At 43.8% G+C, this 19510-nt stretch carries 17 protein-coding genes; 3 read left to right on the forward strand and 14 right to left on the reverse strand.

The genetic code is table 11. The features are described from left to right. Positions 1–632 precede the first annotated feature (632 nt). From pgmB to ACWNM1_RS20130, 3 genes are read right to left on the reverse strand one after another with little or no spacing between them, the layout of a single operon-like run. Positions 633–1271, reverse strand: coding sequence for a beta-phosphoglucomutase (gene pgmB, locus ACWNM1_RS20120; RefSeq protein ID WP_449602379.1), 639 nt, complete (start codon positions 1269–1271; stop codon positions 633–635). Between the two features lie 32 nt (positions 1272–1303). Further along, the gene (locus ACWNM1_RS20125) at positions 1304–3586 is read right to left on the reverse strand and encodes a glycosyl hydrolase family 65 protein (RefSeq protein ID WP_449602380.1); all 2283 of its coding nucleotides are present in this window, start codon (positions 3584–3586) and stop codon (positions 1304–1306) included. Then, positions 3583–5889, reverse strand: a complete 2307-nt coding sequence (locus tag ACWNM1_RS20130; protein WP_449602381.1) for a glycoside hydrolase family 65 protein — start codon at positions 5887–5889, stop codon at positions 3583–3585. The genes ACWNM1_RS20125 and ACWNM1_RS20130 overlap by 4 nt, the downstream gene beginning before the upstream one ends. 412 nt (positions 5890–6301) lie before the next feature. On the opposite strand from ACWNM1_RS20130, the gene ACWNM1_RS20135 reads away from it, so the two are divergent. Further along, entirely contained in the window at positions 6302–7027 is a 726-nt protein-coding gene (locus ACWNM1_RS20135; RefSeq protein ID WP_042129903.1) for a Crp/Fnr family transcriptional regulator, read from the forward strand. A 174-nt stretch (positions 7028–7201) separates the two neighbouring features. Here ACWNM1_RS20135 and ACWNM1_RS20140 read toward each other — a convergent pair whose 3' ends face one another. From ACWNM1_RS20140 to ACWNM1_RS20185, 10 genes are all read right to left on the reverse strand, one after another. Continuing rightward, positions 7202–7993, reverse strand: a complete 792-nt coding sequence (locus tag ACWNM1_RS20140; RefSeq protein WP_076300840.1) for a formate/nitrite transporter family protein — start codon at positions 7991–7993, stop codon at positions 7202–7204. Positions 7994–8044: 51 nt separating this feature from the next. Continuing rightward, complete coding sequence (locus ACWNM1_RS20145; protein ID WP_449602382.1) at positions 8045–8365, reverse strand: nitrite reductase (NAD(P)H) small subunit; 321 nt, start codon at positions 8363–8365, stop codon at positions 8045–8047. A 32-nt stretch (positions 8366–8397) separates the two neighbouring features. Continuing rightward, entirely contained in the window at positions 8398–10821 is a 2424-nt protein-coding gene (gene nirB / locus ACWNM1_RS20150; RefSeq protein ID WP_449602383.1) for a nitrite reductase large subunit NirB, read from the reverse strand. 218 nt (positions 10822–11039) lie between these two features. Beyond that, positions 11040–11750, reverse strand: coding sequence for a hypothetical protein (locus tag ACWNM1_RS20155; RefSeq protein WP_449602384.1), 711 nt, complete (start codon positions 11748–11750; stop codon positions 11040–11042). Positions 11751–12004: 254 nt separating this feature from the next. Continuing rightward, positions 12005–12412, reverse strand: a complete 408-nt coding sequence (locus tag ACWNM1_RS20160) for a hypothetical protein (RefSeq protein ID WP_449602385.1) — start codon at positions 12410–12412, stop codon at positions 12005–12007. Positions 12413–12512: 100 nt separating this feature from the next. Further along, positions 12513–13262, reverse strand: a complete 750-nt coding sequence (gene ric, locus ACWNM1_RS20165; RefSeq protein ID WP_449602386.1) for an iron-sulfur cluster repair di-iron protein — start codon at positions 13260–13262, stop codon at positions 12513–12515. A gap of 200 nt (positions 13263–13462) precedes the next feature. Beyond that, positions 13463–14194: a hypothetical protein gene (locus tag ACWNM1_RS20170; RefSeq protein ID WP_076300835.1), complete on the reverse strand. Its 732-nt coding sequence runs from the start codon at positions 14192–14194 to the stop codon at positions 13463–13465. A gap of 250 nt (positions 14195–14444) precedes the next feature. Beyond that, complete coding sequence (locus ACWNM1_RS20175) at positions 14445–14762, reverse strand: winged helix-turn-helix transcriptional regulator (protein WP_042129916.1); 318 nt, start codon at positions 14760–14762, stop codon at positions 14445–14447. A gap of 124 nt (positions 14763–14886) precedes the next feature. Beyond that, entirely contained in the window at positions 14887–15210 is a 324-nt protein-coding gene (locus ACWNM1_RS20180; protein ID WP_449602387.1) for a hypothetical protein, read from the reverse strand. A 25-nt stretch (positions 15211–15235) separates the two neighbouring features. Beyond that, complete coding sequence (locus tag ACWNM1_RS20185) at positions 15236–16171, reverse strand: Gfo/Idh/MocA family protein (protein WP_449602388.1); 936 nt, start codon at positions 16169–16171, stop codon at positions 15236–15238. Between the two features lie 165 nt (positions 16172–16336). Here ACWNM1_RS20185 and ACWNM1_RS20190 point away from each other — a divergent pair, with 165 nt between their 5' ends. After that, complete coding sequence (locus ACWNM1_RS20190; protein ID WP_449602389.1) at positions 16337–16957, forward strand: TVP38/TMEM64 family protein; 621 nt, start codon at positions 16337–16339, stop codon at positions 16955–16957. A gap of 99 nt (positions 16958–17056) precedes the next feature. Continuing rightward, entirely contained in the window at positions 17057–18043 is a 987-nt protein-coding gene (gene msrA / locus ACWNM1_RS20195; RefSeq protein ID WP_449602390.1) for a peptide-methionine (S)-S-oxide reductase MsrA, read from the forward strand. Positions 18044–18216: 173 nt separating this feature from the next. Here the strand turns inward: msrA and ACWNM1_RS20200 are convergent, their stop codons facing one another. Then, complete coding sequence (locus ACWNM1_RS20200; protein WP_449602391.1) at positions 18217–19347, reverse strand: DUF4349 domain-containing protein; 1131 nt, start codon at positions 19345–19347, stop codon at positions 18217–18219. Positions 19348–19510 lie beyond the last annotated feature (163 nt).

A 19510-nucleotide genomic window follows, 5' to 3' on the forward strand; every position in this document is an offset into this window, starting at 1 on the left:
CCTTATTGAGGGACATTCGGACTGGAAAGACGGTATTCGCCATGATTAGGAGGAATATCTAGCATTTTCGAACACATAACGACTATGGGGTCGGATAGCATCTCAAATGTGCGGAAATCTTACAAATAAGGGCTCTGGGGTCCGTAAGGGTTCGTGTAAGTGCGCTACGATTGATGTCAATTATTGCTCGATCAAAAAACTCTCATGAGCCCTCGGCTCACACCCCAACATGAAAATGTTAATCCCACTTAATCATCCATACCTTTCGCTAGACTAGTAAAATCCTGCAAAAGTACAGGTTTTTGTACAGATTTCCTCTTCATGAAGTCCAAAAACTGCAAATGTACAGGTATATTCTCACTAATGGCTTGAAGGCTTGTTATTGAGCAAGAATAACTGCAGATTTGCAGGAATTAATGATTTTTCCATCTTCGTATCATTTAATAATGCACTTTTGCAGGTTTATTCCCCAGTTGAGTAACTAATTAGTCAACCATCCACATCATTGAAGTACACTGTGCTTCTTATCCACTTGATCGTTCCTTACATTTACGTAAAAAAGGCCCACCCCCAGTAGAATTCACTACTTGGGGGCGGGTCCAGCACCAATTATTCATAAGACTAAGGATAGTTTAGTCTGTCAACAACTCATACAGCCCTTTTACAACCATGTCGGCTTCCTTCAGCACTTCCGGTTTTCCTATGCCTACTACCTTCATACCTGCAGCCTTACCTGCTTGAACGCCTGCCTCCGCATCCTCAAACACAATACATTCGTCCGGCTGTAAGCCTAGCTCCTGACCAGCGATCAAGAATACCTCCGGGTCCGGCTTGGCAAGAGACACTTTATTACCATCAACAACGGCATCGAACAGATCCGTAATGTTCAGCTTATTCAAAATAAACTCTGCATTCTTACTAGCTGAACCTAACGCAATTCCAATCCCGCGCGTTCTCAGTCCAGTTAAGTATTCTTTAACGCCAGGAAGCAGTTCCGACTCCTCAAGCTTCGAGATGTACTCTACATATAGACGATTCTTCTTCTCCGCCATCGCAAGCTTCTCCGCTTCTTCAAATTGTAGGCCACCAACTTCCAGAAGAATATCGAGCGATCTCATCCGGCTCACGCCCTTAAGACGTTCGTTATCCTCCTCTGTAAATGTAAAGCCTAGCTCGTCAGCAAGACTCGCCCAAGCCAAATAATGATATTTGGCCGTATCTACGATAACGCCGTCCAGATCGAAAATGGCACCCTTCATATTTTGCAACATGGATTTAATTCCTCTCCGTTGTTAGTTAATGTCTATACTGTTGTTTCAGCCAAGGTTAGCCGCAAGCTCTCACCTGCACCACAGGACTTTCCTTCGCCCCCTTGTACCGAGAACACAAGAGTCCCGCTGTAGTCAGCTGCTGTGGTAACTGTAACTTCATCGTTGCTGATCCGCAGTTTAAAGGTATCTCCCCGAAGCGTAACCGGTAGCTCAACAGACTGCCAATGTTTAGGCAGTGAAGGTTTGATATGGACAGTTCCCCCATCATAATCCAACCCTGCAAAACCAAGCACCGCAGCCATCCAAGCACCACCGTTAGCGGCTGGGTGGGTACCACCGATATAAAGATCGCCTACGTACTGCTTAGATTCTCCCGTGAGATCAACAGTAGCCGTACGCATAAAATATGGATATCCCCAATCCGGCGAACCAATATCGGCAGCTACCAAAGCGTAGATACAAGGACTAAGACTTGACCCATGCTCGGTGCGCGGTTCGTAGAATTCCCAGTTCGCTTGTTTCACTTCCTTGGTGAAGGAATGTTTGAATAGATTCAACATCAATACGACATCCGCTTGCTTCAGTATTGTTGTGGTTGTGGCTAATCCATTACCGCCACCCAAATACTCATTTTTGTTAAGTACACGGGATTTCAAATCTGGCAGCCTAACATCTTCTAAGGTGAAGTAACGGTCGAATTGCTCGATGACAAGACTGGCAGGGTCTGGCTGCGGAACATAGAAGCTATCCAGCATAGCTTTGAACTCTGTCAGAAACGGACCTTCACTAAACTCTGTAGACAGTTGGTTGTACACTTCCGGATACTTTTCTTGCAGCAATTCTGCTGTGCGCAAGGCAATCTCCAGTGTCTCCTTAACCAGAGCATTCGTAAAAGCATTATTGTTCACACGCTCATGATATTCGTCTGGACCTGTTACATCTAGAATCTCGAAGCGTTCTTTTACTGAATTATAGTAAGCATAAGAGTAGAAGAACCGGGCACATTCCCAGATCACTTCCGCCCCTCCGCTAGTCAGCAGGCTCTCGTCACCTGTAAATTGAACGTATTTCCAGATCCCATGTACAACATCCCCACTGATATGAACCTGCTTATCACGGAAATAAGTCCGCATTGGTCGACCGGTAAATACATCATTCACATTAAACAGTGTACAAGCATCGTCTCCTGTATCCTGACTTTCCCAAGCATAGAATGCTCCCAAATAACCATATTCCGCGGCCTTCCGGCGAGCTCCGTCCAAGGTATGAATCCGGTACATCATCAGGTTGCGAGCAACCGTTGGATCCGTATGCAGGAAGAACGGCAGCATAAACATCTCCGTATCCCAAAATACTGCACCTTTATAGACCTGACCCGATAAACCACGAGCTGGGATAGAAACCTTCTCCGAAACTGTAGGTGCAATAATTAACAGCTGATAAATACTGTATCTTAAAGCAAACTGGGCATCCTCATCGCCTTCGATAATGACATCGCTAAGTGACCATCTTTCTTCCCATTGCTGGCGATGAGCCTGTAATAACTCGTCATAACCGAGCGTTTCAGCAGCTAGGACAGACTTTACTGCTTCTGACTCCGGTACACTAACATCAAGTCCAGTATATACCGCAACGTACTTAAACCATTCATAGGTCTCACCCGCACGCGCTTCAAAAGAAATCCGGCGAACACTAGCGCCTTCATCCAGTTGTTGATCTCCGAAATTAAATACGGCTCTTTCCGCCACAACTACAGGAATGTTCAATTCTCCACTAGTGGAGGAAGAGACTAGTACCTCACCCTGTGACTGTACTTTTTGACCATAGAGGTGGGGACCATTGATATCCCATACATCTGCGTCAATCCCGGTCTCAATCACAATTTGGCAGTCCTGTGTACTATGGATAGAGTATTTACTAACGAGCAGGTGAAGATTGTCCTGGCTTACGAAACGATCTGCAGTAAATGTCAACATCCCACCATTAGATAGACTATAGCCCGTGCTCCGATGATGCATGGCACTACGAATATTCAGCTCCTGAACATGAGAGCTCGGTTCACGCTCTAGCACACTTAACGGTTGACCGTTGCAGACAATCTTGGTCCATAATCCATTTGGAGCATTGACAGGTTCTCTCCACTTATCTCCCGCTTTGTCATATAGACCAGCTAAAGTTACGGCAACTAACTCAGTTTTACCGAATTCCTCAAGAGTCCCGCGATATCCCATATAGCCATTGCCTAACATATATTTGTTCCCGTTCGTCGTCACCAATTGCTTGTCAAAACAGCTATCCCTAACCGCCCAGCTCATCGAGCCAACATCCCTTCACCTAGCGGAAGTGTCGTCCCGGATGCGTCCACCGTAATTGACTGCCCATACACTGTAATATCAGTGCTCCCCCCATGAATTGCGGTGAGCGTTACTGAAGTCTTGTTGACCAAAATACGTAGTAATATCCCTTCATACATCACTTGAAAGCTATACTCGTTCCAGCGCTCCGGCAATGAAGGCTGGAAGGACAAACGATCCCCATCTGAACGCATACCTCCAAAGCCATACACAATATTCATCCAAGCGGCTGCAATCGAAGTCGTGTGCAATCCTTCGCGTGTGTTACGGTTGTAATTGTCTAAATCCAGTCTTGTCGCAAATTCAAAGAACGAATAGGCTTCTTCTGGCTTGCCGATTTCGCTTGCCAGAATGGAATGGATCGAAGGTGAAAGTGAAGACTCATGAATACATCTAGACTCGTAATATTCATAGTTAGCCAGCTTCGCTTCTTTAGAGAATTGTCCATTATATAAGAACATAAACATGAGAACATCCGGTTGCTTAATCATGTCATAACGGTACAATCGATCATACGACCAGTTCGAGTAGAGCGGAAACTCTGTTACAGGAATGGAATGAATATCAATATGTGGCATATCGAAGAATCCATCATGCTCCTCAAATACTCCAGTCACTTCGTCAACCGGAATCTTCATATGGTCTGCTTTATTTTTCCAATCGGTAAACTCTTCGTCACGGAGCCCCGTCTTTTCCGCAACCATTGCAAATGCCTCCGGTGCCTGTTCTTTCATTTCACTCAGGGTGTCTAGCGTGTATTCAAATGATTTTTGGGCCATCAAATTAATATAGCAGTTATTATTGACCATCAATTGGAACTCATCAGGACCCATTACGCCAAAATATCCATATTTCCCACTCTGTTGACCCCATTGACCGCGTGTAGCATAGAATCTACTGATCTGGATCAGCATTTCAGCGCCTTTACTGTACAGGAATTCTTTATCCCCAGTATTTTTGACATAATGCCAGATACCATAGGAAATAGCAGTCCCTACATGAAGCTGAAGATTCGAATGCTGCCAGAGATCACAGCTTTCAGTTCCGTCTATTGTAGCAATAGGGTAGCAAGCGCCATCGCAATCCACATCTTTAGCGCGTTGCATAGCCTGAGGTAATGTCTTATATCTAAAGTCCAGTAAACTCCGTGCAGCCTTAGGATTATTAAACATATAGAATGGTAAGCAATACGACTCTGTATCCCAGAACGCCAAACCACGATACACTTCTCCCGTCAATCCTTTAGCGCCGATATTGAACCCTGAATGATCACCATGATAAGTCTGATAAAGCTGGAAAATGCAAAAACGAATGCCCTGCTGATTCTCAGGATCGCCCTCGATCCGAATATCACTTGTCTCCCAGATACCATTCCAATATGCCGTCTGATCCGCGAATATTTGAGTATCGCTCAGTTGGCTTGCACTTTCAGCAAGAGCTAACCCTTTGCTCCACAGCTCTTCAGCTGTATGGGCAGATTCACTATCCGAACAGTTGATAACCAGCTTTGTAAAATGGGTCGCTTCTCCCTGAGCAAGATCCATAGTAAAGCTTCGTCCAATAAATTTATCATGTTCAACTCGCGTAAGCTGAAGCGGCTGTGAAGATTGTAACGAAAAGCTAGAGAATAGCTTGTTAGCTGTATTCACTGTTCTCGCCATGATAGCTGTGGTAGATCCTTGTTCTCCACTGCGGAGACTACTCCACATACATTCGCCGCGTTCCTCATGAATAATGCTGAAATCAAGACCTGCACAAATGTCCACGCTGCCCGAGAAATTAAGGGGCTCAAATTCCACCCGCTGTAGTCCCAGATGAGACATCGTCATACTTACCAGGCGTGTAAAGACAACTTTTAAAATTTTCCCATCATCTAGGTGCCAGATTAGCTCCCGCCGATAGGTCCCACTACGAAGATCCAGTTTGCGCACATAATCTGATATTTTACTTTTTGCCAGATCCAGCTGTTCACCATTCACAGTGATCCGTGTATACAGCCAGTCCACCGCATTCACCATATATCTCAGCGAGCGAATAATCCCTTTATAATGATTGCCAATGTCCAATTGTTCATTTAGCCCGTTGAAATAACTGCCTTGCAGGGAATCCCCAGAGTAACCTTCCTCAGCATACCCCCGCACACCCATATACTCATTTCCCAGCGAAAAAATAGATTCCGAGGTCCGATTTCGTTCTGGATCAAAGCCCTCTTCAATAATTGCCCAAGGATCTACCTTAAGATATTTGTCAGCCACTTTAGCCATGTATGATTTCCCCTTCTCCTGGTTTTTGCTCCATTCTCAGGATATCGTTCCATACCCGTTGCGCCAATGTCTGACCTTAATGAAGATGTGTGCATTTATACGGAATTGAAATCGAATGGATTTCTATATCATGAATTTTTGCAGTATACTATGTAGAATCTAATTAGCACAAAAAAAACAGCGACAGACCCATTATTTGAGAATAATGGATTGCCACTGCTGATATATAAAGAACTTCTTACTCCTTTTTAGTTAAAAATCATATTACATCTTGCACTTTTGAAGTGAAAATAATCACAATGTTGAAAATTCGACACTTTTAAATGGTTTTTCTTAACCAAATCGAAGATTTTAGAGGTATAATTAATTTAAAATTTACTGAAAAACTGAGGGAATAAAGGGGATGTCGATTATGCTAAAAGAACATTACAATGTCATCGAAGCCCACGGAAATACAAACTGTTTCTCCGAACAGAATTTCAACAGACTTCTTGTTACTATGAAAGAACGCGTTGTTCCAGAGGGTTCACATCTTTTCTGGGAAGGCGACTACTCGGATAAATTGTTTTATATCAAACGTGGACGTGTGAAATTAACTAAATCAACGGATGAAGGTAAAGAACTTATTCTTTATATGTACCAAGCCGGCGATATGGTAGGTCAAGCGGATCCATTCTTCAGCACCAAGCACAGCTTTACTGCAGAAGTGATTGAAGAAAGTGAAGTTGGCGTTATCGAGCAAAAGGATTTAGAAATTCTCATTTGCCAACATTGTGATTTTGCCATCGACTTTATGAAATGGATGGGCATTCATCACCGCCTAACTCAAACGAAATTCCGTGATTTGATGATGTATGGCAAACCAGGCGCACTTTGCTCCACTCTCATTCGACTTGGTAATACTTATGGTGAGAAGAGCAGCGATGGTGAGAACATCCTCATCAACAAAAAAATTACGCATACAGATCTGTCCAACATGATCGGTGCTACTCGTGAGAGTGTGAACCGGATGTTGAGCGACTTGCGTAAAAAAGACGCGGTTGAGTACGAGAACGGTATGATTGTCATCAAGGATCTTGGCATGCTGCAGGAAATTTGCCACTGCGAAATGTGTCCAAACGAGATCTGCCGAATTTAATTCCATAATAATGTACCCTCTATTCTCCTCAATGAAACATACATGACCCCATTATTCTGCACATTATAAAATAGAGTGGTCAAAGGCGCCTAACATAGGCGTCTTTTTTTATACCACAAGAAGAAAAAGAGCTGAACCCGAAATGGGGTCAGCCCTATAACTATAAATAAACTCTTAACGCTTGGTCTGAGTACCACGCACGGGAGAGATCATCCAGTAGGCCATACCGACAAATACGCCACCGCCAATTATATTTCCTAACGTAACAGGAATCATATTGTGGATCCATCCGGCAATTGTAACGGTGTCCGGGTGATTCGGGAGCAACACAGCAACACTCAGCAGCGTCATATTAGCCACACTGTGCTCATATCCACTCGCAATAAAGGCAAATAAACACCACCAGATTAGAACCAGCTTGGCAGTTTCACTTTTGGCGCGTGAGGCCATCCATAGCGCTAGACAGACCAGCCAGTTACATAGAATCCCACGGAAAAATAGCTCTGAAAATGGAAGGCTCATTTTCTTGGCTGCAGCCGCAAAGATCAGATGCTCTGGGGGAGCCGCACTGAATAGCCCAGTTCCTCGAATCAAAAGTGCTAAAATCACTGCCCCTACCACATTCCCTACAAACACAAGCACCCAGTTCTTGACAGTATCCCAGATACTTGTTCTACCAGCAAGTGTACTAACCGTAAAGAACATATTATTTCCGGTAAACAGCTCTGAGCCTGCAAACACAACAAGAGTCAAGGCAATACCGAAGGATGCACCCATAATGAGGGGTTGAAAAGGCGATTTGGCAGCCGCTAGAGGTGCTCCCAGCGAGAAAATAAGGATAATCCCAATGCCTACATATGCCCCTGCCAAAAGGGCTGCTAGAAAATATCTTGGTAAACTTTCATTCATTTGGTCTCGCTTGCTGACTGCCGCCTCAACAATGTTCTCCACACTTTGAGTAAACATAATACTCCACCCCACCGTTTTCTATTTCATCCTTTACTACAAGCTCGGTGTTTACAAGCTCACTGTCACAATGTCTCCGACAAGGGAAACTGGATAAGTCACAACGATACCTTGATCCGGTGCCTGAACTTCACCCGTGCGAAGATCTATTTTCCAATCATACAATGGATCATAAAGAAAGTGACCCGAAACGATCCCTTCAGCAATCGGACCCCCTTTTGGATGAGGGCTCCGATTCTCAAGTGCATAGATGGCTCCGTCAGACGCACGGAACACAGCTAGTTCAACATTTCCAGCAATCACCACACGGCCAATCTGCAGCAGGAAATCCTGTACTGATCCTATTGTATAAGTTTGTGTTGTCTTATTCATTGGTCTCTCCCCTTCTGTGTGCGTTATATCCGCTAGACTCTTGTTTCTTCAAAAAGCGCAGTACGAGTGCTGCTGTCATTAAGCATTTTTTTCCAAGGATCCGTAACCTGAGTCAGAGCAAAGTCAATCCGTGCGGCCAGCTCTTTACGGTTCTCTTCATTGTTCAGAATGACCGTTTGAATCTGCTCAAGTCCCAAACGCTCAACCCACTCGGAGGTTCTCTCCAAATAATTGCCGGTCTCCCGGTAATATTGCATCACAGCGGAGCACACTTCGATCAACTCTTCATCGGTCTTAATTTTGCAGAAGGAGTCTGCGATCCGTGGCTTGATCCCACCGTTACCACCGATAAACACTTCCCAACCACCATCATTACCGACGATGCCAATATCCTTCGTGCAGGATTCCGCACAGTTACGTGGACAGCCGTTGACAGCGATTTTAAACTTGGCAGGAAAATCAAGACGTTCATACTTACGTTCTATGAGCGCGCCCATTCCCAGCGAATCTTGTGTGCCAAAGCGGCAGAACTGGGAGCCCACACAAGTCTTAACCGTACGCAGGGATTTGGCATAACCATAACCTGATGGCATATCGAGCTCTTCCCATACTTTCGGCAGATCCTCTTTTTTCACACCAATCAGATCCAGGCGTTGCCCACCAGTCACTTTCACAACTTTCACATCATATTTAAGGGAGACATCGGCGATTTTCTTCAAATCCTCCGGTGTTGTTACCCCACCATACATGCGTGGTATCACGGTGTAGGTTCCGTCTTTTTGAATATTGGCCCCCATTCTTTCATTTACAAATCGGGATTCTTTCTCATCTTGATGGGTATCAGGGTTCATCATCCCTAGATAATAGTTAATCGCCGGACGACACTTGGAGCAGCCTTCCTCTTGTTTCCAACCAAGTACATTCATGACCTCTTTTGTTGTCTTAAGACCTTTAGCTGTAATTTCAGCAACAATTTCATCACGGCTAAGCGTTGTGCACCCACAAATACCTTGTTTAGCAGCTTGCTGGAAACTGTCACCTAAGACAAATTGCAGGATTTGTTCTACTACGGGTTTACAACCACCACAAGAGCGAGTAGCGCCAGTGCATGCTTTGATCTCATCCACAGTAGTAAAACCATGTTCAGTGACAGCATCCACGATATCTTTTTTAGTTACACCATTACAGCCGCAGACAATTTCTTCGTCCGCCATTGCTTCTACGGATGTGCTCTTCTTAGCTCCGCCACCGCAGCAGCCTGTTCCCATAACCTCCGTATAAATCTCATCGGTCATTATCGCGCCTTGTTTTACTAGCTTTTGCAAATTGGCGGACTCCGTCACATCACCGAACAAGACCGCACCGACAATCACATTATTTTTGAGCAAAATTTTCTTATAAGTTCTCTTCCATTCATCTTTGCTTGAGATCACAGTGTGTTCAGGAGAATCCAAAAACTCACCTGCAGAAAATACATCCACCCCAGATATTTTAAGCTTCGTGGAAACAATCGAACCTTCATAAGGCTTGGTATCACTACCACATAAATGTTTAGCTAGAACCATGCCTTGTTCAAATAGTGGAGCCACCAGTCCGTAACACATACCGCGATGCTCGGCACATTCACCGATGGAATATACATTCTGCATGGAAGTTTGCAAATAATCATCCACCAAGATCCCACGATTTACGGAGATTCCGCTTTCTTTTGCCAATGTCACGTTCGGTTTGATTCCAACAGCCATTACCACAAAATCTGCCTCAAGCGTACTGTCATCACTAAAACGCAATCCACTTACTCTCTGTTCCCCGATCAATTCTATCGTTTGTTTGCCCATAGCAAATTTCACACCTTGACGCTCAAGCTCAGCTTGCAGCATCGAGGAGGCATTCCGATCAAGCTGACGCTCCATCAGATCTTCCATCAAATGAACTACGGTTACGTCCATGCCTAGGTTCACAAGACCTTTTGCCGCTTCCAGCCCAAGCAAACCCCCGCCGATGACAGCCGCTTTGCTGTATTGTTTGGCCGCTGCCAGCATCGCATCACAGTCTGAAATATCCCGGAATCCTACAACGCCCTCTTTATCACTGCCAGGTACAGGTAAAATAAACGAATTCGAGCCTGTCGCAATAATCACTTTGTCATAGGGCACTATCATCCCGTTATCCGTAACAACTTGCTTCGAGCCTTCATCAATTCGTGTCACCGTTGTTCCCGTGTGTAGAGTTATACTATTGTCTTCATACCAATTCCAGTCGTTTAGGATGATATCATTAAGGGTCTTACTTCCTTCAAGAACATAAGACAACATGATGCGATTGTAATTGGGGTGAGGTTCACTTCCAAAAACCGTGATGTCATAAGCTCCACCCAGCTTCAATATCTGCTCAATCGTACCTATGCCTGCCATACCGTTGCCGACTAATACTAGTTTTTCTCTTATCGTTGTCATGGTTAGGTGCCTCCTCAAGCTTATGAATACCTGATCAATTTCTCTTCTACATATTGGAATTATACGGTTCAAATTCAAGTCGTCATTGTGATTGCAGTCACTTTAATTGTGAATATTTTCACACTTCAGTGTACTGATAATTGTTACATATCTTTTCCACATAAAAAGCCAGATTAACGATTCTGAACAACCGTTGATCTGGCTTAATGTACGATTTTTTAGCGTAAAGTCAATAAAATTTCCAATTCATCTTGAGCCCTGAGCTTCATATCCATTCCATCATCGAGTAGTTGTTTTCCATTCACCTTAAGCTTCCATTCTTCATTACTAAGAGGAGTATAATCGTCGACGGAAAGCACCTTTTTATTGTCATCGGCCAACTGTACGCTACTACAGCTTTTGAGCAGATCTCTTACAGTTAAATCCTCTTTAAATAACATAATATACGTATGATGCAAGTCTACTTCTACACTTCCACCGTTCAAGGTCAGCCTTACAGTTTGAAGTGGTGCTTGATGGTCCTTTGACTTCGCGGTGAAGACTAGCTGTGAATCATACCCTACAGTATTATTCCAATCCGCATTCCCAATGATTTGACCGCCCATCTGAAGCTCCCAAACCATTCCCGCCTCTAGCGAAAAATTCTTTACCGAAACAATGCTTGAGTTATCCTCAGCAAATGTGGCAACATTACTACCTTTCAGTAGCTCCATGATCGATATTCCATTTCTATAACTCCCACTAAGTAACCTATCTGATGGTTTAGTAAGCAGTTCATTATCTCCAACCCTTATCGATATTGTCGGTCCCTCTGATCCTGCCACACCATTATTAGCATTACTATTGCCGTCATTGTTAGTAGAGCATCCACCTATTATGAATACAATGACTAATCCTAGCATCAATTTCCACAAAGATCGCATGGGCATCCTGGCACCGCCTTGTCCCGCCTAATGACCCTATAGCGTCTCAGGCTTGTAAAGTTATGTATACTGTCTTTTTAAGGATAACTTAAACAAGCCATGTTCTCAAATAAGTAATAATAAGCTTACTTTCAGTATCTTTAATTATCTTCCTCTTTTTGCTCATTCAGCGTCATTTCACATATTCTGGGGGATTTATCCCCCTCTTTCTGCTCATTCAGCTTCATTTCGCATATTCTGGGGGATTTATCCCCCTCTTTTTACTCGTTCGGCGTCATTTCGCATATTCTGGGGGATTTATCCCCCTCTTTTTGCTCATTCAGCGTCATTTCGCATATTCTGGGGGATTTATCCCCCTCTTTCTGCTCGTTCGGCGTCATTTCGCATATTCTGGGGGATTTATCCCCCTCTTTCTGCTCACTCGGCGTCATTTCGCATATTCTGGGGGATTTATCCCCCTCTTTCTGCTCATTCAGCTTCATTTCACATATTTTGGGGGATTTATCCCCTTCTTTTTGCTCATTCAGCGTCATTTCACATATTCTGGGGGATTTATCCCCCTCTTTCTGCTCACTCGGTCCTATCTCATAGTCCGCTTTTAAGCAATCCTTCCGCCTGCCTGCCTGCCTGCCATCCATCCATCCATCCATCCTATTTTTCACGATCATTTATTCTACCTTTTTCAACGTAGTTATCCGCATTTCTTTACATTCTATAATTCCCTATAAAAAAAGCCCCCTAAGGGACTCTTTAGAACAATATTCATCTTCACTGAAACCTAGGGAACAATATATTATTCTCCAAATGTACGTGTTCAAAAGTCATACTCTCCAGCTCTTCCAGCCGGGCATATGTCAATCGATAGGTCGTGCAAGCATGCGCCGGTGGAGTGAAATCATCTGTAATACTACGTATTTTTCTCAAAATATCGCCCGCACCATCATGTTCACTCTCCAGCTCAGACAATGACTCACGAAGCGATGTCAGGCCTTCTTCACTAGGATTAGCAGCGTATGTCAACAGCTTAGGAAACTCATCTTCTTCTTCTTTAGCCGTATGCGTAAGTAAATCTTCCTTAAGTGTGTTGAACAAGTTATATAACTCCACCAAATGGGGAGAATCTCCGCCATGCACTCGATACACCTTAGTTACATTTTGGCTAATGAGGGGTAGCTCTTCACGAAGATAACGGTGGTGTTTGTTAATAATATGGTCAATTAACTCTTCTGAAGGTGCAGTATTCCAAGCGATTTCCTCTTGGGGTACTGGATACTCTTCGAACAGCTTGTTTAGATCGCCGATGATTATCTCGTGATCCAGACCACGCTCAGCAGCTGCTTCAGCAAGAGGTTTAGCTCCACCGCAACAGAAATCAATCCGTTTTGCTTTGAAATAATCTGCCGCTTTAGGGAACTGTAATACAATATCCCTCACTAGTGCATCTGGGATAAACCCAGCTTGTACCGATTGTGCTTGCTTCGAATCCGAAATACTATCATTAAGTTGTTTAGTTTCCATTATAGCTCCTCCTTGGGTTATGGGATTAGGTTCTGAATAACTCTTATCCACTTCTTCACCTTAACCCTGAAAGGAACATTGACTTGTGATTGTACGCACGGAAATTGTATCTTATTTTTGAACGAAATTGGAGATTGATGTACATGCAAAGTAAACGCAAAAAAGCACCTTTGCCTACAAAGGTGCTTTTTCAACTCACTTTATTGCACATAAGCCTGCATATACGTCCGCTGTCCCTTTGAATCCTTCAAATAAGGTCCCAATCCGGCAAAACGGGAGTGATCCATATAAACACCGGTCATCCATCTGCCTTCCGTCAAGCCACCATTCCATTTAAGGACAAGATCAGGTGCGGAAATCCATTCCTGAAAGACTCGTATATTCTGATCTTTGTATTCTTTACATGGCTTAGACCGCTCAATAAGGTGGAACTCATTAAGATAAGTTGGAACGAAATAAGAGGATATCGTATGCAAATCATCATCGTCAAAAAAAGGCTCGTCGCCTAAAAAGGGTTTGAATAATACGGTATTCTCGTACATGGACCAAATTAAAGCTTGAAGCACCATACTCTGGCGAATGCCGTTATGAAACTTATATTGTCGCCCATGATTCGCCGCATTTACATCTTGTGGAGGTTCCGTGGACTCCAGACAGTGCCGTTCACAACCAATACACTTCCAGCCGGTCGGACTTTGAATCCATTTTTGAAAAATAGTCCCACTATCATTGTTTCCTTTGTAGAGTGAAGAGATAATGCTGTAAGGCACGCCAATCCACGCATCCCATAAGGAATCAGGAAGATGGCTATGCAGCATGAACAACGTCTTGTCATAGATGAGCTGTACTTTGATAGAAGCATTCTCTAGCTCAGCAACATCCTTTTTTCCATACGTTATTTCCCGGGAAAACAGGGTCGTCTTCGTCTTCATCTCCCTCGCCTCCTAATAGTTCTGCTATGCCTGTACTCCAGCTGAGTAGATTTGAGCAAAAACCAATACGCGAGCGTTTCCATTCAAGGATCATACAATGTTTTTCTATTATATTACAATTATTTTTAAACTGTGCAAGTTTTTTTCAAGCATAAAGGATTGGAACAAAACTGTCACTGTCTAATATTTAGAAATTGAAAAGCCCCTTTTCCACCATTCCGGAAAAAGGGCCACAACATTACTGTGAATTTTAGTCTACCCAGCTCTCAGCCCAAGACTGAATCTGCTGCATAACAGGCTGCAACGCACGGCCTTTGTCTGTTAATTCGTACTCAATACGTACGGGTGTTTCTGGGTATACATGCCTAACCAGGATACCCTCACCTTCCAAATCCTTCATCCGCTCGGACAGCATCTTATCGCTCATTGAAGGAATGAGGCCGGAGATATCTTTAAAACGCTTCGGTCCACTCATCAATGTCTGAATAATAAGTCCATTCCAACGTTTGCCTAAGAAAGAGAAGGCTGTTTCAAATCTGGGACACATCGCAAATTGATGTTCTTCCATTGTTCTCACCTCTCACTAGCGAAACTTACTATTAGTTAGTATATATAATATTAACACATTTTAACCATGATGAACATCGTTTACCGAAAAAAGTTCATCTGACTCTATTATTATATCCCCAATGTCAATCCCCCATTGGTCCTTTAGATCCCCTTTGAGCAATCGCTTCAGTTACGATTTGTGCCAAGTCATCATTTCCAAAAAGCGAAAGTACACCCAGAACGGTGTCATCAGAAATGTCCCCCGCTTCCTCCGCGGAAACCGTGAGGGCAAGTGCCTGACGCAAGGCTTCATTCCCTTCCTGCTGCGGATAAGCTTGCAAGTATAGAGCATGTGGATCGAGTCCATTATTTACACACCACTGCGCAAATACAAGAATCATCATCTCTTCTTCGCGCTTATAGCTTTCGATGATCTGTTCCTCCACTAATTTACGGTTATCCTCCATATATTCTTCTCCTTTCTCAGAGACCTCATTCAGCAAGCTGTGCCGCCAGCATATGACTAGGCAGTACCGCTGAAGCAGCAATGCTGCATAGCTCCGGTGTATTTATGTTGCTAAGAAAATTATTCACCACTCCACTAAAACCTCTTCTATCGAGTACAGTATCCCAGCTTCCAAAGCCTTGAATATGCGGTAAGGTATCTTTTTCAAAAAGAATGGCCTTGTCTAGATCCACTACTTCTACCGATCTGCCATTTCCGTGCAGCTCAAGCTTCTCCAAATCCACACCAGCTTCACGGACCATACTGTACATCCCAACTGCACTATCTTTCCAGCCTAGCATTCCAGATGCCTGCAGAAGACGACCTTCTCCACTAGAGTGAAGATGACTACGAAGCAGTTCATACTGATCTCCACACAACCACAACATCAAATCAAGCATATGGATAAGATCATCATACACGGTTTCACGGCTGTTGCTTGTCTGTAGCTTCGTTCGATGTTTAATCGCACTGCAATGGCTAATTCCGCCAACTTCTTCAAGCCATTGCTTGGCGGTGACATACATTGGGGCAAAACGGCGATTAAAGCCCACTCCTAGCAAAAGCCCCTTATCTTGTGCTAGCTCTGCCATCCTTCTGGACTCTTCTAGATCATAGGAAAGTGGTTTATCTACATATACCGAAATCCCACGTTCGAGACATTTTGTTACTATATCATAATGAGTAGTTGTTGGGCTATGTACAAATACTGCATCCGGATCCCAAGATAACAGCTCTTCCAGATTCGTCGTCCCTTTAGGAAAACGGTAGGTATGAACGGCCTGCTCCACCGTTGTCGGTGAATGACTAAGAACACCAACTACCTCGGCATAATCATGCTGAGAGAGCAGTGGTAAATATACTTTGCGGGCTATATTGCCGATGCCTATTATGGCGACTCTTTTACGTTCAGGTACAATCACTGATCCATCCCCCTCTTAACACTTCAATATATCGTTCTTTTCTCTTTGTTCTCTACAAATGCTATTATACCTGCTTCTCATTCGCTGACAATTGATCTTTGCTTCAATATTTACTTCATATCCCGTATGATGAGATGAATGAGTGGAAGAAGGGGCATATTATCTATGAAGAAATGGTTCTCGATTGTTCTTTATGTTTCGGGTACAATCCTTGCGTTTATCTACAGATATGACATCCTAAGCTGGATGAAAGAGGATCATAATCTTTTCAGTTCTACAGGGATTGCAACTTTACTGGCCCTGTTTCCAGTTGTCCCTTATAAAGCTGTCATCGGATTCTTCGGTTATGCATACGGAAGTTTAGTGGGAGCCTTGATTTGCTGGCTAGCTACTAACTTGGCTGCCGCAATCCTTTTTGGTGTTGTGAAGTACTTGTTTCAAAGCCAAGCGAGAGCTTATTTAGCCTCCATTCCCGCACTCGAAAAGTTCACAGTAGGCATTGAGCGGCGACCTTTCGCTTCGATTGTCCTAGCACGACTCATGCCAATCATTCCCCAAACAGTGGTTAACATCTACGCTGGAGCTGCCGGTCTGCCTTTTTGGAGCTATATTGCAGCTTCCGGCATAGGAAAAATACCGGGAATTGCATTATACGCTTTCCTTGGGGATCATCTGTTTCAGGACCCTGTAAGTGCGGTTATTGCCATCATCGCCTATACCGCTGTGCTAATTATCGCTGGACTGAGCTTGCGTCCGCGCTCTCAAGAAGCGAAGAACAGCCGATAGCGAAAGAACTTATCGATTACAAACTGGCAGGCAGTTAGTATTTGCTTTATAATTAAATTGTGATCTATTTAATTGCATTATGTGAATGGAGGGATATCAATGAGTGAACATCAGACTAACCATATAAATACCAAGACGGAAAAAGCAACCTTTGCAGGTGGATGCTTCTGGTGCATGGTCTCGCCGTTCGAAGAATTGCCAGGTATCATTAGTGTCATCTCTGGCTATACCGGCGGTCATACAGTGAACCCAACCTATGAAGAGGTTTGTTCTGAAACAACAGGACATGTTGAAGCTGTACAAATTACGTTCAACCCAGATATTTTCCCTTATAGCAAGTTACTTGAGCTGTTCTGGCAGCAAATTGACCCTACCGACGCAGGTGGACAATTTCATGATCGCGGGACTTCTTACGGAACAGCAATCTTTACCCATTCGGAGGAACAAAAAGAACAAGCGGAAGCTTCCAAGACAGCTCTGCAAGCAAGCGGCCCTTTCTCTAGTCCGATTGTAACCCCGATTCTCCCTGCAACCACCTTCTATCCTGCCGAAGAATATCATCAAGGCTACCATCATAAGAATCCAGGACACTACAAACGTTATCGTAAAGGTTCTGGCCGAGAGGATTTTATCGAAACCCACTGGACACATAAAGAGGACAAACAAAGTTTGAAAGAACGTCTAACCCCTCTTCAATATGAAGTCACTCAGAACAGTGCAACAGAATCTCCTTTCCGGAATGATTTTTGGGATCACCATGGAGATGGTATTTATGTAGACATCGTATCTGGCGAACCGTTATTCAGCTCGCAGGATAAATACGATTCCGGTTGCGGCTGGCCAAGCTTTACTCGTCCCATCCGGGACTACGCTGTGAAAGAAAAGACCGATCTCAGTCATTTGATGGTCCGCACTGAAGTGCGCAGCAAAGTAGCGGATTCCCATCTAGGCCATGTCTTTGACGATGGTCCTGGAGAAAACGGCTTGCGCTATTGCATAAATTCAGCGGCGCTACGTTTTATTCCTAAAGAGGATTTGGAGAAGGAAGGATATGGGGAGTATCGCATACTCTTCCAGCCTGCCTAAACATCAATCCTCAGCACATAAAGAAACGGTTGTCGTCCTTTTTAGGATGACAACCGTTTTTTTCTCTTAAAATATAAGAAAGTATAAGTTTCACGTTATACATTATTCTTATATTTCTCGCTTAAACGCTTACCGTCTTTATAAAGACGCCGAGGGCGTTTATGCTTGTAGGGCTATTCTTTCTTTGAGTCCTCTGAGTCCTTAATAGCCTTCGAATCATCCTCTGAAACTGCCTCCTTAGGCTCTGTTGCCGCAGGGATAACTTGCTCACTGTTCAGTTCTTTATTTCGCTGACGAATCCGCTGGGCCTGCTGCCCCCGACGCTCGTATATATTTTTACGGGAAACTAAAACAATAGCTAATATTATAGCTGCTCCAATGAGTATCGGTAACGCTCCTGCAAGGATAACGACAATCCACTGAAACATAACAGATAACGCATTTAAGCTTCCTTTAAGAGCATCTGAAGCACGTTCCAGTAACGGCCCTTGCTCCTCCTTCTCCTTCACAGCAATACTTTCATCTGTCTGATACACTCTCAGTTCTACCGTAGAGAAGGATACATTCTGATTGATATAACGCATTCTACCTTTAATCTGCTCAATGCTTTCTTGAATCGAACCAAGCTCGTTCGCGAAGGCGACCAGATCAGTAGATTTCGTCGCTTTTTTCATAAACTCTGTATATTGTGCTTCCATTAGCTGCTTCGCCTTCAAACGCGACTCCAGATCAACATACTCTTCAGAGACATCCTGACCTTGAATGCTGCGCTGTAGAGATTCGTGTTTTACTTGTTCTAATTTATTCAGAAAAGGTGAGAATCCGGAGGCAGGCACCTTAAGGATAAACGTCCCGCCTTGCTCGTACTGCGACATGTTTTCGTTAAATTCAATAATATATCCATTAGCCATGGTTACTAAATTACGTATTTCAGTCTGAGCTTTTCCATAGTCTTCTACTTCCATATTAAGATTCGCTTTATAGATCAGCTTCTTGTTCAAGCCCGCTACTACATCGCTACCAGTAAATCCTGCACTTGTTTGATTCGTATTCTCTGGTGTGGAGCCCTTTACAGCCAAATTCTCGCTGCCACCTGCTTCTATCTCAGGCGCTGCCGCGGTACTCTGATCCGCAGATGAGTCTATCGAGTTTTGCGATTGTACCTCTACTGCTGCCTCATTACTCATACTACCATTTTGTTTTGCCGAACTATCTGCCGCTGAATTCCTATCCGCTGAGCCACAACCCGCCAAGATTACCGCAAGAATTAATAAACATAAGTAATGCAGACCCCATTTGCGCATTCTCATTCCTCCAAAAAATGTAGTAGATACCGCTTGCACGGATCATAATATCGTTACGGAATGTCTTGTTCTAAGCAGATCTCTTCCGCACTCTTTACTATGACGTTCCAAAACTTGGAAGGTTGCACTTAAAAATGGAATTGGAAACAATTTCTTTAGAATT

The organism is Paenibacillus sp. Marseille-Q9583 (assembly GCF_976954365.1).